This window comes from Serratia sp. 4542 (assembly GCF_016805595.1).
GTDB lineage: Bacteria > Pseudomonadota > Gammaproteobacteria > Enterobacterales > Enterobacteriaceae > Serratia > Serratia nevei.
Genome location: NZ_RXKV01000010.1, coordinates 884,378 through 900,790, shown reverse-complemented (window position 1 = coordinate 900,790; position 16,413 = coordinate 884,378). Strand labels below are relative to the sequence as shown.

Below are 16,413 nucleotides of genomic sequence, written 5' to 3'. Positions count from 1 at the left end.
CAGACCGTTGACCAGAAATAAAAGGTTTTAACATTTCGACATAAACCAGTACAATTCCCTACCCTGTGTTAACCCTTTTTTTAGGTTGATTGTGTCGTTAATTCAGCGCTCTGCATCGCGACATCGGGCCGCCGCCTGGTTAGGGATGTTTGCCATTCTGATGTTGTTCATTGCGCCGGTGGTCTCGCGATCCCTGGAGCATGTACGCGCCGGAAGTGCTGGAACGACCGTCATGGCGGATTGCGGCATGGAGATGCCGATGCATCACGGGATGCACTCGCCGCCGCCTGAGCCTGAAAAAGCCTCACAGCCGCTGATGCAGCACGGCGGCGGCCATCACAACATGGCGATGATGGACGACAGCGCCTGCGGCTACTGCGTGCTGTTGCTGCACGCGCCGCTGCTGGACGTGAGCCACGCCCCGCTGTTCTGGTCCCAGTTGCTGGCTTCGCGCCCGCCGCCGATTCACTATCTCGTTCCCCTGTTTGCCCACGTCGTTCACACCGAATTACAGCCGCGCGCGCCCCCCGTCTCTTTCCTCTGATTTAACAATAAGCCCATTGCCGCTCTCTGTATTGCCGTTGATCGCTTCAACCCGGCGGAATTAATTCGCCCAACGGTTAATCATCGAGACGACATTATTAATCCGGTTATTTCCACGTTGATGGAATTAACCCCCGTATTTTCCGATGGTGATTTTCGCCAGGCCGCTCCACGCCTGAATAATCCCACGGCCAAGAACGGAAAAGAGTTAGCTTAAGGAAAGATGATGTTTAAACCGACTTATAAAAAGAACGCCGTTACCCGCGCCATCACTACCGCCATGCCGCTGTTCCTGCTGGCCGGCCACGCGGCGCAGGCGCATCAGCACCCTACCGACGCCCAGGTTAATGATGGCGACGTGATCACCGTCACCGCGCCGCTCTACTCCCCGTTGACCATCGTCACCTCGCCGAAAACCCCGCGCCAGCCGGTGCCGGCCAGCGACGGTTCGGACTACCTGAAAACCATCCCCGGCTTTTCGCAAATCCGCAACGGCGGCACCAACGGCGATCCGGTGTTCCGCGGCATGTTCGGTTCGCGGTTGAAGATCCTCACCGACGGTTCGGAAATGCTGGGCGCCTGCCCATCGCGGATGGATGCGCCGACCTCTTACATCTCGCCGGAAAGCTTCGATCTGTTGACCATCACCAAGGGGCCGCAGACGGTGCTGTGGGGGCCGGGATCGTCTGCGGGCACGGTGCGTTTCGAGCGCGAGCGCCCGCGCTTCGACAAGCCGGGCATCAAGGGCAGCGCCAGCGTACTGACCGGCTCCAACGGCCGCTGGGACGAGAATATCGACGCCAGCCTCGGTGCCGAACAAGGCTACCTGCGGGTGATGGCCAACAAATCCCGCTCCAACGACTATCAGGACGGAACGAATACGCGCGTGCCGTCACGCTGGGACAAGTGGAATGGCGATCTGGCGCTCGGCTGGACGCCGGGCAACGACACGCTGCTGGAAGTGACCATGGGCCGCGGCAACGGCGAAGCGCGCTATGCCGGCCGCAGCATGGACGGTTCGCAGTTCAAGCGCGAAAGCCTGGGCATGCGGGTGGAAAAATCCAACATCGGCGAGGTGCTGGATAAGCTGGAAGCGCAGGTCTACTACAACTACGCCAACCACGTGATGGACAACGTTACCCTGCGCTCGCCGGGCAGCGGCGGCATGGGTGGCCACGGGGGCCATGGCGCTATGAGCATGGGCGGCCACGGCGGGCACATGATGTCCTCCGGCATGACGATGCAGCTCGATCGCCGCACCGTCGGCGGCCGCGTGATGGGCACCTGGCAGTGGCAGGACGTGAAGCTTGAAAGCGGCGTGGACACCCAAACCAACACCCATCGCAGCATGAGCCGCGGCAGCTGGGAAAAAGACGCCCAGTTCAACAGCTACGGCGCCTTCAGTGAACTGACCTGGTCCACCAGCGAACAGGATAAACTGATCGGCGGCGCGCGTCTTGACCGCACCCTGGTGGAGAATTTCCGCAGCGGCAGCGACGGGGAGCGTTCGGATACCCTGCCGAGCGGCTTTATGCGTCTTGAGCATACGTTGGCCGACCTGCCGCTGATGCTGTATGCCGGCGTCGGTTATACCGAGCGCTTCCCGGATTATTGGGAGCTGTTCTCGCCGAAGCTCGGCCCGAACGGCAGCAAGGATCCGTTCTCCAGCGTCAAGAGCGAAAAAACCACGCAGCTCGACATCGGCGCGCAGTACAACGGCAAACGCTTTAACGGCTGGGTCTCCGCTTACGTAGGCCGCGTCGATGATTTCATCCTGTTCAAATACGATCCGCACAACGCGCGTCTCAGCCAGGCCGATAACGTCAACGCCAACATCATGGGCGGCGAAATGGGCATGGGTTACCAGCTGAGCGAGCACTGGAAAACCGACGCCAGCCTGGCCTACTCCTGGGGCAAAAACACCAGCGACGGCCGGCCGCTGCCGCAGATCCCGCCGCTGGAGGCGCGTCTGGGGCTCACCTATGAGTACGGCGACTGGAGCGGCACCGGCCTGTGGCGTTTGGTCAGCAGCCAACACCGCGTGGCGATCAACGAAGGCAACGTGGTAGGCAAAGACTTTGCCGAAAGCGCCGGCTTCGGCGTGCTTTCCGCCAACGCCGCCTACAAGGTGAATAAAAACGTCAAGCTGAGCGCCGGTCTGGATAACATCCTGAACAAGACCTACAGCGAACACCTCAACCTGGCGGGCAACAGCGCCTTCGGGTATTCGGCCAACAGCGCGGTGAATGAACCAGGTCGCACCCTGTGGGCCAAGGTTAACGTCACCTTCTAAACCGTACACCGGGCGATGGGCAACCGTCGCCCGGTCAGGCGATATGCGATCCGGTTCTTAGGATATGAGTTTTAAGTTTTTCCCATTCGGTTGAGCGGCGATTAGTATCACTCTCAATGTAATCAAGGATCCGGAGGGAATATGCAAAAGCTCACTCGTTTTCTGGCCCTGCTCGGCGAGCTGATGATTGAAAAAGCCGAAGACGCCGCGCCGCAGGCTGCTCGGCCTGACGATCGTGACGACGCGTTGCCGCCGCGCCTCGAACGTGGGGTTCCGCTGGCCGACCGCTTCCTGTTCATGTAATTCCCCTTACTGTCTTTTGGTCCGGCACGTTCCGATATTTCATTATCGGACGCCTGCGTCTATCTTCTTTCGATGGTTCCAGCCGATTCATCATAGGAGATAGCAACGCAATGAAGATCAGAACGGTAACCCCGCAAGACGCTGAAGCCCTGACGCAGTTATTGAATGACGTGATCGCCGCCGGCGGCACGACGGCGATAGAAACACCCCTTACCCCCGCCGAATTCAGCGAATGGTTCATCAGCGGCAGCAATGCGCTGAGCTGCCAGGTCGCGGAGGTGGATGGGCTGTTGGTGGGCTTCCAGGCGCTGAGCGCAGATGATGTTCTGCCGCCCGATACCGCAGATATTGCCACCTTTTCCCGCCTGTCGCCGAAGGTGCGCGGCGTCGGCAGTGCGTTGTTCCCTGCCACATTAGCGGCGGCGAAGTCGCACGGTTTCAAGCACATCAACGCCACCATTCGGGCGGATAACGTCGGTGGCCTCGCCTACTATCACAAAATGGGCTTTCGCGATTACGACCGTTTGCCGCAGGTGCCGCTCAGCGATGGCACGCCGATCGACAGAATCAAAAAACGCTTCTCCCTTTAACCCGCCAACCCGCTCACACTGAACGCACGATATGTTCGCGCAGCCACCGGTGAGCGGGATCCCGGTGCGATCGTTCGTGCCACAGCATGGTCATTTCAAAGCCCGGCACCGCCAGCGGCGGCTCGAGCCGTTGTAATAAAGGCTGATTGCGCACCAGCCGCTCAGGCAGCATCGCCACCAAATCGGACTGCGTCAGCACCGAGATAACGAACAGAAAATGTGGCACGGAAAGCACCACCCGCCGCGTCAGCCCCACGTCCGCCAACGCCCTGTCGGTCATACCATAGAACCCGCCGCCGTCCGGCGAGACCATCACCTGCTCCAATTGGCAAAATTGCGCCGGCGTCAGCCTGGCATGCAGCTTGGGGTGGCCGACCCGGCCCACCAGCACATAGCGTTCGCTAAACAGCGTGCGCTGCCGCAGGCCGGATGGCGCACCTTCTCGGGTATGAAATGCCAGGTCGATTTCCCCTTGCTCCATCCGTTTGGCGAGGCGCGCCGGGGCGATCTCCAACACCGCCAGCCGGGTGCCGGGCGCCGCCGTGCGTAAACCGTTCAGCGCCGGCAGCACGATGGTGGATTCGCCGTAGTCAAAGGCAGCCACGCGCCAGGTATCGGTCGCCACGGCGGGATCGAACGGCGTCGCCGGCGTCACCGCCAACTCGAGCGCCGCCAATGCCTGACGTAACGGTTCCCGCAGCTGTTCCGCTCTGGCGGTCGGACGCATGCCACGCGGGCCGGGCAACAGCAGCGGATCGTCAAAGATCGCCCGCAGTTTGGCGAGATGCACGCTGACCGCCGGCTGGGAGAAATTGAGCCGCTGCGCCGCGCGCGTGACGTTGTGCTCTGCCAGCAGCGCGTCGAGCGTCACCAACAGGTTGAGGTCCAGCCGCCTTAAATTATTCATAGTTATACCTGGGATAACAGCAATTCATTTCTAATATACCGACTAGCGCCCTAACCTGCAGCTCTCACACCAAGGAGAGCTGTTATGAATGTGCTGATTGTTTACGCCCACCCGGAGCCGCTGTCGCTGACCGGCTCACTGAAAAACTTCGCCGTTGAACGCCTGACGCAGGCCGGCCATCAGGTACAGGTGTCCGACCTGTACGCCATGAAGTGGAAAGCGGCGCTCGACGCTGACGACAGTCTGGAAGGCCCGGCAACGGCTCGTTTCGATCCTTCGCTGGATTCGCAGCGCGCGTTCGCCAACGGCATGCAGAGCGCCGATATCGAACGGGAGCAGCAAAAATTGCGCTGGGCGGATGCGGTGCTGCTGCAGTTTCCGCTGTGGTGGTTCTCGATGCCGGCGATTCTGAAAGGCTGGTTCGAGCGTGTCTATGCTTACGGTTTTGCCTACGGCGTAGGTGAGCATTCCGACACCCATTGGGGCGACCGTTACGGCGAGGGGTCGCTGGCGGGCAAACGGGCGATGCTGATCGTCACCGCCGGCGGCTGGGAATCCCATTACGCCCCGCGCGGCATCAACGGGCCGATCGACGATATCCTGTTCCCGATCCAGCACGGCATGCTGCACTACCCAGGCTTCGAGGTGCTGCCGCCGTTCGTCACCTACCGCGCCGGCAAAACCGATGAGGCGCGCTTTGCCGCCCTGTGCGAGCAGCTCGGGCAGCGGCTGGATAATCTGTGGAACGCCGAGCCAATCCGCTTTCGGCGGCAGAACGCCGGTGACTATCTGATCCCGCAGCTGACGCTGAAAGCGCATCTCGCGCCGGGGCAAGACGGTTTCGGCGTTCACATCGAGTAGCCGGATGCGCACGCCCGGGCGCATCCGGGGCGTGCCATTAATTCAGGGCGGCGAGAAATGCCTGGTAGCCTTGCGCGCTGCGATCCAATTCGTGGGATTGCAGCGGCTCCACCGTGCCGTCCGACGCGGCCTCCTTGCCGTAAAAGGCGAAGAACGAGGCATAGTCGGCCCGCACGTAGCCGGCGGTGACTTCAAACGGCCGGAAGATTTCCTCCAGCGAATAACGATAGCGCCCGTCGCGCGCATAATCCTCTGCACGCACTCCCGCCGTGACCGCCAACGCCAGCTTCTTGTTTTGCATCTTATAGCCGCTGCGGGAACCGTAGGCCCAGCCGTAGGTGAGCACGTCGTCCAGCCATTTTTTCAGCAGCGGCGGGCTGCTGAACCAGAAAATCGGGAACTGCAGTACGATGTTGTCATGGGCTTCAATCAGCCGCTGCTCTTGGGCGACGTCGATCTGCCAATCCGGATAGGCCTGATGCAGTTCGTGCACGGTATACCGCTCCGGATAGCGCCGCAGCTCCTCCAGCCAGCGTTTATTGACCACCGAGTTCGCCATATCGGGATGGGTCACCACCACCAAGGTTTTCATATCGATTTCTCCAGTCAGGTGTCTATCGGCGCATCATAGGTTATGCTGGAACAATGTAAAATACGCACACTCGCGACATATACTTACCCTGGAGAAAGTACCCAATGACCGCTGAATCCCACTGCAGCCCAACGGGCATCAGCCTCGAAGACACCGGCTATGGCTATACGCTGTCGGTGATCAACGGCAAATATAAAATGATTATTCTCTACTGGCTGGCGTTGTATAAGCCGGTATTGCGGTTCAACGAGCTGCAGCGCTGCATCGGCACCATTTCGTACAAAACGCTGAGTTCGACGCTCAAAGAGCTGGAAAAAGATCGCCTGGTGGTGAGAAAGGAGTATCCGCAGATCCCGCCCAAGGTGGAGTACAGTCTGTCCGAGCGCGGGCGTTCGCTGATCCCGGTGATCGACATGATGTGCAACTGGGGGGAGCAGCACCGGCCGGAACAGCCGGTGCCGTGACGGGTTAGTTGTCTGCCGCCGCTGAGGTTGCCGCAGCGGGCTCATCGTGCTCGACCAACGCGTCCGCCGGCCGGCACTGGCGCAGCGTGCGCACGCTGAAGGCCACCAGCACGCCGAGCACGGCGGCGAATGCGCCGAACGACAGCACGCTCATCAACGGAGTAAACACCCTGCCCAGTACGCCGAGCCCCAGCGCGCCGATCGAATCGCCGGTTACGTCCTGCGCGGTGCCGAGGCTGTTCACCCGCCCCAGCAGATGATCCGGCGTGTTGCTCTGGATCAGCATGAATTGCAGGAGCGAAGCGATGGCGTTGGCGTAGCCGTAGCACACCAGCGCCAGCAGCGCCGGCGCCAGGTGGCTGAACAGCCCCAGCGAAGCGATAGCGGTAAACGCGACGATGGCGGCGACCAGGATCAGTACGCCGGGACGAGCGTATCGCCCCACCCAGCCGCTGGTCAGCGCGCCCAGCATCGCGCCGAGCGGCACCGCGGAATACATCAGGCCGATAGAGGACGCGCCGACGTGGTAAGCGTCCTGCGCCAACGCCGGGAACAGCACCCTGACGGCGCCGACGATGCTCATCAGCATTCCCAGCAGCACCACCGACCCCACCACCTTATTGCGCCAGACAAACTGGAAGCCGCTGGCGAGCGCGCGCAGCGGGTGTTCCGGCTCCTGCTGCTGCGGCAACAGCGTCGGCAGGCGCACCAGCGGGATCAGGGTGCCCAGCGTCCCGGCGGCGGCCACGGCGAACGCCAGCCCCACGCCGCCGAACACGATGATGATCCCGCCCAGCGCCGGCGCCAGGATCGCGCCGATGCGCACCGTTACCATACTCAAGGCCCCCGCCGCCGCCAGGTTTTCGCGCCCGACCAGCAGCGGGATCACCGCCATCAGCGCCGTCATGCCCAGCGCGCCGAAGAACCCGTCCCAGGCCGCCAGCAGGTAAAGCGCCCACAGCGACGGCGCCGGTGCGAAGGCGTTCAGACTCAGGGCGGCAAAGCCCAGCCCGCAGGTGCCGCGCGCAAACAGGATCAGCTTGCGGCGATCGTAGCGATCGGCGAGTACGCCGCCCAGCATCAGGCCGATAAACATGCCCACCCCGTCCAGCGCCACCGCCACGCCCACCTGCAACGTGGAGCCGGTCATCGCCTGGATCTGGATCGGCACCCCCACCGCCAACATGCCGAGGGAAAACACCGACAGCATGCGGGCGCAGAAAATCGCGCGGAAATGCGCATTGCTTCTCAGCAAGCTGAAATCAAGAAAAAAAGAAGGTCTGGCCATAGTGTCCTGCATATCATGTTTTAGTACGGGCCGGGACGCACGCCCCCCGGCCCGGTTGCGTTATACCAACCCGTATTGCCGCGTCAGCAGCTCGTGCAATAGCGGGCCGAGCGTCTCCAGCGAAGCCGGCGACAGAATGTCCGCGTGTTCGCAGCGCTGGTGATGGCAGATCAGCCCATCCAGATACGGCGCCCACACGGCGTCGATATCCATCTCCGGCGGCAGCGTCTGGTCGGCGACAAACAGCGTTGCCGTGCCGTGGAAACGCCGGCTGCGCGCCTGGGACAGAATGCGCACCGCGTCGCGGTAGTTGGCGACGATGCTGTCGAACATCGCCGCCTTCTCCGCCATCAGCGCCGGATCGCCATGATCTTCCGCCATAAACTCGGCCTGCTCCTGCGCCACCTCTTTCTGCGCCTCCTCCTCGCTGGGGCCGGTCCAATCCTGGCCTTCCGGCGGATAGGTATCCAGCATCCCAAGGAACGCCACCTCTTCGCCCTGCTGCTGCAGGCGCGCGGCCATCGAATGCGCCAGCGTGCCGCCGAGCGAATAGCCCAGCAGGTAGTAAGGCCCCTGCGGCTGCAGGCGGCGCAGATGGGCGAGATGACGATCGACCATCTGCTCGATATCCTCGCAGGTGGCGATAGCACCATCCGGTCTTGGCGACTGCAGCCCGATGATGGGGTAGTTCCCCGGCAGATAACGGCTCAGCCCCGAGTACTGCCAGGCGAAACCGGAAGCGGGATGCAGGCAGAACAGCGCCGGGCCTTGGCCGGCCCGCAGCTGCAGGCATTCGCCGACGCCGCGGCTCTCGGCCGAGTTGGCCGCCTGCGCGTCATCGAGCAGGTGCGCCATCTTCTCCAGGCTGCGGGCGAACATGATCTGCCCGACGCTCAATGGCCGCGGGACGCGCCGACGCAGCTCCGCCGCCAGGCGCATCGCCAGCAGCGAATGGCCGCCCAGCGCGAAGAAGTCGTCGTCGGCATACACCGTCTCGCGCCCCAACAGTTCCCCGAACAGCGCCGCCAGCAGGCGTTCGCTGTCGCCCTGCGGCGCACGCCCGGCTTGCAGGGCCAGCTGCGGCCGTGGCAACGCCTTGCGATCCAGCTTGCCGCTGGCGCTGAGCGGAAAGCGGTCGGTCATGACATAGCTGACCGGCATCATGTGCGCCGGCAAACGCTGCTCCAGCGCCTGATGCAGCACGGCGGTGTCCAGCGTCACGCCCGGTTGGGCGATCAGCCAGGCGACCAGCTGGCGCATATCGGCGCCGCCAAGCCCCGTCGCGCCCTCGCCCAGCTCGATGGCGTGCACCGCCGCTTGCGCTACCCCCGGCTGCGCCAGCAGCGCCTGCTCGATTTCGCCCAGCTCGATGCGTTGGCCGCGGATCTTCAGCTGATCGTCGCTGCGCCCCAAATACTCGACGCTGCCGTCTTCCAGCCAGCGGGCGATATCGCCGGTGCGATACATGCGCGCGCCATTGCCGGCGGGATCGGCGACAAACCGCTGCGCCGTCAGCCCCGGCCGATGCAGATAGCCATCGGCCAGCTGAATGCCGCGCAGGTAAAGATCGCCGGCGCAGCCGACGGGCACCGGCCGCAGCATGGCGTCAAGAATGCTCAGCTGGGTGTTCCAGACCGGTTTGCCGATCGGCACGCCGGCGCCGTTTACCGCCGCCAATGCCGCGCCGGACGCCGGTTGGTAGGTGACATCGACCGCCGCCTCCGTCGGGCCGTACAGGTTGTGCAGCGGCGCGGTAACCAACGCCTGATAGCGGGAAGCCAGTTCACACGACAGCGCTTCGCCGCTGCAGAACACGCGTTTCAGGCTGGCGGCGGCGCGCTGTGGCGCCCGTTCGTTCAGCGCCTCCACCCAGATAGCCAACATGGACGGAACGAAATGCAGCGTGGTCACGCCATAGTTGTCGATCAATGTCGTCAGCGCCTGCGGATCGCGGTGCGCCTCCGGCGGCGCCATCACCAGGCGTGCGCCGACCATCAGCGGCCAGAAGAATTCCCAGACGGAAACGTCGAAGCTGCACGGCGTTTTCTGTAATACCACGTCCTGCGCATCGAGCGCATACTCGTGCTGCATCCAGAACAGGCGGTTGACGATCGCCCGGTGGTTCACCACCACGCCTTTCGGCCGCCCGGTAGAGCCGGAGGTATACAGCACGTAGGCGGGATAATCGCCGTTCCCCGCCGGTTGGCGCGGCGCCGGTTCGCGCCCGCTCTCGTCCAGCGCATCGAACAGCAGCGTCGGCGCCAGCGCGGCGAAGCGGGTATCCAACGCGCTTTCGGTGATAATCAGCCGCGGCTTGGCGTCCTCCACCATGTAGGCCAGCCGCTCGTCCGGGTAGCCGGTGTCCAGCGGCAACCAGGCGGCGCCGGTCTGCACAATCGCCGTCAGCGCCAGGCTGAGACGCACAGAGCGCGGCAACGCCACCGCGACGATATCCCCCGGCTGAATGCCGGCCGCCGTCAGCCGCTCGGCCAGCAGCGCGGCCTGGCGCTGCATGTCACGGTAGCTGAGGCTGTGCCCGGCATCCTGCAGTGCGATGCGTTCCGGCGTGCGCCGCGCTTGATCGGCGATCGCCTGATGCAAGGTGGTGTCCGCCACCGCCTGCCCGGTGCGGTTAACCGCCGCGATCAGCGCCTGCTCCTGCGGGGTTTGCAACTGCCAGCGCGGCAGCGGCAGATCCGGCTGGGCGATCCACTGTTGCAGCAGCGCCATCAGCCGCGCGGCGAAGCGCTCAGGCTGCGGCACCGAGGCGCGGTACTCCATCAGCAGGCGCAGACGTTCGCCCGGCAGCACCAGCAGCGTCAGCGGATAGTGGGTATAGCCTTTGTTGCGGATGGCGTCGCAGCGCAGCGATCCTGTGCCGCCCAGCAGAGCGTCGTTGTCCGGGTAGTTCTCCACCACCAACAGCGTATCGAACAGCGTGCCCGCCCCGGCCAGGTGCTGAATTTCCCCCAACCCCAAATCATCGTGCTCCAGCAGTTCAATCTGCCGGTGCTGCAGGTCGGTCAACTGCTCCGTCAACGAACGATCGTGCTGCAGACGAACCCGCACCGGCAGCGTGTTGCTGAACAGGCCGACGTGTTCCTCGATCCCTTCTATCTGGCCAAAACGGCCGGAAACCGGCGAGCCGAACACCACGTCCTGCTGGCCGCAACAGCTGGCCAGCTGCAATGCCCAAATGCCCTGCATTACGGTATTGAGCGTCAACCCGCGTTCGCGGCACAGGGTCAGCAAGCGCCTTTCCTCGGCCGGCGGCAGCGTCATTTCCAGCTCATGCACGCGTTCGTCCTGCGTTTCACCGAACAGCAACGTCGGGCGCACGTCCTGCAGCGTCTCGCGCCACAGGCGGCGCGAGGCTTCGGCATCCCGCGCGGTCAGGCGGCGCACGATATCGGCATAGTTCGAACGCAGCGGCGGCAACGCCTGCTCGCCTTCACGCAGGGCCAGCATCAGATCGTTGAGCACCACCGGCGTCGACCAGCCGTCGACGATCAGGTGGTGCGCGTTAAGGAACAGCGTGTAGCGTTCGCTATCGCCGTGTTTGACCCACAGCGCATGCAGCATCGCGCCCGGCTGGTTGAACAGATCGCGCTGCAGTTCCTGCTGCTCCAGCCGGTGCAGTGCCTGCGCTTCTTGTTCTTCCGTCAGCGGCGGCAGCGCGTGGCTGTCCAGCGGCCAATGGCTTTGCTGCGGTATCAGCTGCAGCGGCTCGCCCTCGCGGTTGAATCGGGCGGCCAATTGCGGATGGCGGCGGATCACCGCATCCAGCGCCTGCTGAAGTTGATGCGCGTCCAGTTCGCCGCAGAGGCTCAGGCGCGTCAGCGAGTTATAGCTGCCGCCCTGCTGCGCCGTCTGCGCATGGAACAGCAGGCCGTGTTGCAGCGGCAACAGCGGCAGCGCCGCGGCTAACGGCCCGCACTCCCGCTCCCAGGCGCGCACCGCCTCATCGTCGGCGCCCGGCTGGGCGATCTCGGCCGCCACCAACGTCGCCGCCGCGCGTTCGGGATGACGTTCGGCAAATTCGCACAGTGAACGCACCGCTTGCTCGATGCCGCTGTGCAGCAGCGCAATGTCGCTCTCGCTGAAAATTCCCTCCAGCCAGCTCCAGTTGATCGCCAGGCAGGGGCCGTCGCGCCGCTCTTCGACAAAGATGTTCACTTCCAGCCCGTAAGACAGCGCCTGCTGCGCATCCTGCGCCACGGCGAAGGCGTCGCGGAAGCGGGTTTGGCTGCGCTGCGGCGTCCAGTGCCCCTCATCCTGGCTGAAGCGCCCGAGGTAGTTGAATAAAATCTCCGGGGCGTTGCGCTGCGCCAGCGCCGCCAGGTCGTCACGCTGCGGATGCAGATAACGCAGCTGGCCGTAACCGACGCCGCGATCGGCCACCGCTCGCGTCGCCCGTTTCACCGCGCGCACGGCCTCATTGTGCTCGGCGTCATGCAGTTCGATGCGCAGCGGATACTCCGCCGTCAGCCAGCCGACGGTGCGGGCCAGATCGAGGCCGTCGTCCAGTTCGGCGCGGCCGTGCGACTCCAGAGAGAAACGCAGCGAAGCGGCCTGGAAACGGCGGCGGCAGGCCTGAGCCAGCGCGCACAGCATGATCTCTTCAACCTGGGCGCGATAATCCTGCGGCAATGTGCCGAGCAGCGCGGCGGTCAACCGGCTGTCGAGCAGCGTGCGCCGCTCGCTCACCGAGGCGATGCGATCGGTCTGCGGTTCCAGCGCGCGCCGGCCCAAACGCGGCACGCCGTCCGCCAGCATTTGCCGCCAGAACGGCAGCTCGGCTTCCCGGCGTTCCACGTCGGCGCGTAAACGCGCGGACCACTCATAGAGCGAGGTTTCTTCCGGCGGCAGCGTGATCGGCCGCCCCTGCATGGCGCTGTCGGCCACTTGCCGCAGCTCCTCGAGCAGGATGCGCCAGGAAACGCCGTCGACCACCAGGTGGTGGATCGCCAGCACCAGCCCCAGGCTCTGCCCGTCGCGCTGCAACAGGATCGCCTGCATCATGGCGCCGGCCGCCGGATCGAGATGCTCAAGTGCGGCGTCGAAAGCCTGTTCCGCCGCCGGCTCCAGTTCGCCGGATACGGCCTGAACCTGCATGAACTCAGCGCTAGCGGCTTCTTCAACCACCAACCGGCCATCGCGGATCCTGGCGCCCAGCGCCGGGTGCGCCGCGCGCAGCTGGTCCAACGCATCACGCAGCTGTTCCGGCTGCAGCTCGGCAGGCACGCGCAGGAAAACGCCGTGCGCAAAGCGGCGATGCATATCGCCCGTTTCGGCGAACCAGTGCAGGATCGGCAGCCCGTCGATCGGGCCTTGCTGCACGCTGCGTGAGGCCTGAGAGTCTACGGCCAGCGGCTGCATCGCCTGCGCCATGCGCGCGGGGGTGTGCAGCGCGAAGATCTCGCGCGGCCGCAGCAGATAACCGTTGCGCCGCAGGGCGGTGCCCAGCCCCATCGCCGAGATGCTGTCGCCGCCGAGCGCAAAGAAATCGTCGTCGGCGCCGACGCGCTCCATCCCCAATAAGTTGGCCATCGCGCGGCAAATCAGCCTTTCCTGCTCGGTGGCCGGTTCGCGAATGCTTTGCGCCAGCGTCTCCTGCGGTTTGGGCAGCGCCTGGCGGTCAATCTTGCCGTTGACGTTGAGCGGCAGCTCCGGCATCACCACCAGGATCGCCGGCACCATATAATCCGGCAGACGCTGCGCCAGCTGGCCCAGCAGCTCGTTTTGCAGCGCCGGCGAGGCGCGGCGCGCGTCATCCTGTACTGAGCAGTAGCCGATCAGGCGATAGGTGGCGCCGATCGGCTCGGCGATCACCACCGCACGCCCCACGTCCGGCAAGGCGGCCAAGGCGCTTTCCACCTCCCCCAGCTCGACGCGGAAGCCGCGCACCTTGATTTGGTGATCGGTCCGGCCAATGAACACCAGCTGGCCCTCCGCGCTCCAGCGCATCAGATCGCCGCTGCGGTACATCACCTCGCCTTCGGCGAACGGGTTGGCGACAAAGCGCGCCGCCGTCAGATCCGGGCGCCGCAGGTAACCGCGCGCGATGCCTTTGCCGGAAATGTACAGCTCGCCCGCCGCGCCGATCGGCACCGGCTGCAGGCGGCTGTCGAGCAGCCAAACTGAGGTATTGGCGAGGGGACGGCCGATTACCGGCTGGTCTGCGGCCGTCACCGGCGCGCCGAGGGTATCGACGGTGTATTCGGACGGGCCGTAATAGTTGTGGATCTCCACCTCCGGATGCTGCTGCATCAGGTTCCACAGCGTCGGCGTCGCCGCCTCGCCGCCGATCATCACGAACGACGGCAGCGGAAACTGCCCCTTCAGCAGGCCGCAGTCCACCAGTTGCGAGAAGAACGACGGCGTGATGTCCAGCAGATCGATCGGCGTCTGTTGGGTTTGTTCCAGCAGCGCCCAGGGGTCGCGGCGCAGCTCCTCATCGAAGATAACCAGTTCGCTGCCCATCATCATGCAGAACAGCGGTTCCCAGGAGGAGTCGAAAGAAAACGAGGCGGTATGGCCGGCGCGCAAGCGGCGCGCGTGGCGAGCCTGGAATTTTTCGATCGCCGGGCCGAACAGAGAGGCCTGATGCGACAGGAACAGGTTCAGCAGCCCGCGGTGGGTGGACATGACGCCCTTGGGTTTGCCGGTCGAACCGGAGGTGTAAATCATGTAGGCGAGATGCGCCTCGCTCAGCGGCATGCGCCGCTCGGCATCCGTTATCGGCGTGACCTTGGCGGCCGCGCAGCGCGCCAGGCACGGGGCGTCGTCCAGGCACAATACCTGCGGCAGATCCGGCATGTTGGCCCGCGTGGCGCGGTGGGTCAGCAACATCACCGGCCGCGCGTCGTCGCACATCAGCGCCAAACGTTCACGCGGATAGTCCAGATCGAGCGGCATATAGGCTGCGCCGCTGGCCAACACGCCGAACAGCGCGACCAGCGTGTCCACCGAGCGCGGAATGCCGATGGCGACCACGTCTTCGGCGCCGATGCCGCTTTCGATCAGCACTCGCCCCAGCTGCATCACCCGTTCGGAGAGCTGCCGGTAGCTGAGGCGCACGTCGCCGCAGGCCACCGCCAACGCCTCGGGCTGGCGCTCAACCTGGCGTTGGAACGCATCCATGATCGAGACCATGCCCGCCGGCGGCGCCAGCTCTGCGCCACGCCCCCAGGCCGCGAGTTGACGCAGCTCCCCTTCGCCGATCAACGCCAGTTGACCGTGCGGTTGATGCGGCTGCCGCGCCAGCTGCTGCAGCCAATGGCCGATGCGCTCCGCGTGATGATGCAAGGTGCGCGGCGAGTATTTGGCCGGGTTGGCGACCAAAGACAGCGTCAGCACGCCGCTTCGAAAACCGATCTCAAACTCCAGATCGTCGACCGGCCCCATCGCCAGCGTATGGGTGACGGCCGCCTGACCGTCGAACGACAAGGCGCCGTGGTAAACCTTGACGTTGACCACCGGCCCGTAGAGTTCCTGATGGCCGCCGACCAGGCCGAGATCGCGTTTGATCTGCTCCGCCTCATAGCGTTGATGGCGGCGCGCCTGCTTGATCTCCGCCACGGTGGCCTGGCAGACGTCCGCCAGCGACAGATCCGGCGTCACGTTAAGCAGCAGCGGCAGCACGTTGACCACCGGGCCGACCGCCGCCAGCGCCTGCGACCCCATCCGGCGCATGAAAGGAAAACCGATTGAGAAGCGGGTTTCGCCGCTCATGCGCGCCAGATACATCGCCAGCGCCGCCGTGACGATATCGGCCGGTTGCAGCGACTGCAGCGCATCATCGCGCCGCGCTTCGTCAAACAGCGATTCAGGCAGTACCAGCGCCTGTTTGAGCGGCTGGGCGCCCGGTTCAACCTCCCGGTTTTCCGTCGATAACGACAGCGGCGACGGCAAATCGCGCAGATGCTGGCGCCAGAATTCGGCCGCCCGCTCACGTGCGGGCGACGTTTGCCATTGCTGAAACTCTTCCACCACCTTGCCGAACGGGGTAAACGGCGAGGCCGCCGGCGCCAGCCCGTGGCGCAGCGCGCGATAGAGATCGGCGATCCGGCGGGTGATGGCTTCGAAGCTGAAGCCGTCCAGGGTCAGATGATGAAAGCGCTGGTACCAGAACCAGCGATCGGCGCTGACGCGGATCACCATATGGCGATAAAGCGGCCGCTCGCCGTCTGCCGGCAGATCCTGCGCCAGATCGTCGTTCATCAGCGCCAGCGCCGCCTGTTCGGCGTCCGGCCGTGCGCTGAAATCGAGCCACTCCGGCGCCTGCACGCGTGCGGGGTCGGCTATCAGCGGCAAACGCTGCACCGGCTGGCCGTCCTGCGCCTCAAAGAATCGCGCCTGAACCGTATCCGCTTCGGCCAGCCCTTGACGGATGGCGCGCTCCAACGACGAACGATCGATAGCGCCGTGCAGTTCGGTGTAGTGCGCCACGGCGAAGCCGTTGCGGCGCAGCGCGATTTGGTCGGCGATCCAGATCCCCGGTTGCGCTGCAACCAGCGGATACTCCCGATACTCGACCTGAGTATCCGGCAAAGAAAGCGTTTCTGACATG

At 64.4% G+C, this 16,413-nt stretch carries 10 protein-coding genes; 6 read left to right on the top strand and 4 right to left on the bottom strand.

Features of this window, described 5'->3' with window-relative positions; genetic code table 11:
* Window positions 1–145 precede the first annotated feature (145 nt).
* The 4 genes from EKL15_RS16445 (at window position 146) to EKL15_RS16430 (ending at window position 3,729) form a co-directional block, all read left to right on the top strand.
* Window positions 146–544, top strand: a complete 399-nt coding sequence (locus EKL15_RS16445) for a DUF2946 domain-containing protein (protein WP_203089918.1) — start codon at window positions 146–148, stop codon at window positions 542–544.
* Between the two features lie 225 nt (window positions 545–769).
* Window positions 770–2,836: a TonB-dependent copper receptor gene (locus EKL15_RS16440; RefSeq protein WP_203089915.1), complete on the top strand. Its 2,067-nt coding sequence runs from the start codon at window positions 770–772 to the stop codon at window positions 2,834–2,836.
* 141 nt (window positions 2,837–2,977) lie between these two features.
* Window positions 2,978–3,139 carry a hypothetical protein gene (locus EKL15_RS16435; RefSeq protein WP_162997437.1) on the top strand — a complete coding sequence of 54 codons (162 nt, stop codon included), beginning with the start codon at window positions 2,978–2,980 and terminating at the stop codon, window positions 3,137–3,139.
* A gap of 110 nt (window positions 3,140–3,249) precedes the next feature.
* Window positions 3,250–3,729 carry a GNAT family N-acetyltransferase gene (locus EKL15_RS16430; RefSeq protein ID WP_102984666.1) on the top strand — a complete coding sequence of 160 codons (480 nt, stop codon included), beginning with the start codon at window positions 3,250–3,252 and terminating at the stop codon, window positions 3,727–3,729.
* A gap of 13 nt (window positions 3,730–3,742) precedes the next feature.
* Here the strand turns inward: EKL15_RS16430 and EKL15_RS16425 are convergent, their stop codons facing one another.
* A complete protein-coding gene (locus EKL15_RS16425; RefSeq protein ID WP_087762808.1) occupies window positions 3,743–4,636 on the bottom strand; it encodes a LysR family transcriptional regulator in 894 nt (297 codons plus the stop codon).
* Between the two features lie 84 nt (window positions 4,637–4,720).
* Here EKL15_RS16425 and EKL15_RS16420 point away from each other — a divergent pair, with 84 nt between their 5' ends.
* On the top strand, window positions 4,721–5,497 hold the full coding sequence (locus EKL15_RS16420; protein WP_203089912.1) for an NAD(P)H-dependent oxidoreductase: 777 nt from the start codon (window positions 4,721–4,723) through the stop codon (window positions 5,495–5,497).
* 37 nt (window positions 5,498–5,534) lie between these two features.
* Here EKL15_RS16420 and EKL15_RS16415 read toward each other — a convergent pair whose 3' ends face one another.
* On the bottom strand, window positions 5,535–6,089 hold the full coding sequence (locus EKL15_RS16415) for an NAD(P)H-dependent oxidoreductase (RefSeq protein ID WP_049199666.1): 555 nt from the start codon (window positions 6,087–6,089) through the stop codon (window positions 5,535–5,537).
* Between the two features lie 104 nt (window positions 6,090–6,193).
* Here EKL15_RS16415 and EKL15_RS16410 point away from each other — a divergent pair, with 104 nt between their 5' ends.
* Window positions 6,194–6,553, top strand: a complete 360-nt coding sequence (locus EKL15_RS16410; RefSeq protein ID WP_025302868.1) for a helix-turn-helix domain-containing protein — start codon at window positions 6,194–6,196, stop codon at window positions 6,551–6,553.
* Window positions 6,554–6,557: 4 nt separating this feature from the next.
* Here EKL15_RS16410 and entS read toward each other — a convergent pair whose 3' ends face one another.
* A complete protein-coding gene (gene entS, locus EKL15_RS16405) occupies window positions 6,558–7,841 on the bottom strand; it encodes an enterobactin transporter EntS (protein ID WP_203089909.1) in 1,284 nt (427 codons plus the stop codon).
* A 60-nt stretch (window positions 7,842–7,901) separates the two neighbouring features.
* Window positions 7,902–16,412, bottom strand: coding sequence for a non-ribosomal peptide synthetase (locus tag EKL15_RS16400; RefSeq protein WP_203089893.1), 8,511 nt, complete (start codon window positions 16,410–16,412; stop codon window positions 7,902–7,904).
* Window position 16,413: the final 1 nt, after the last annotated feature.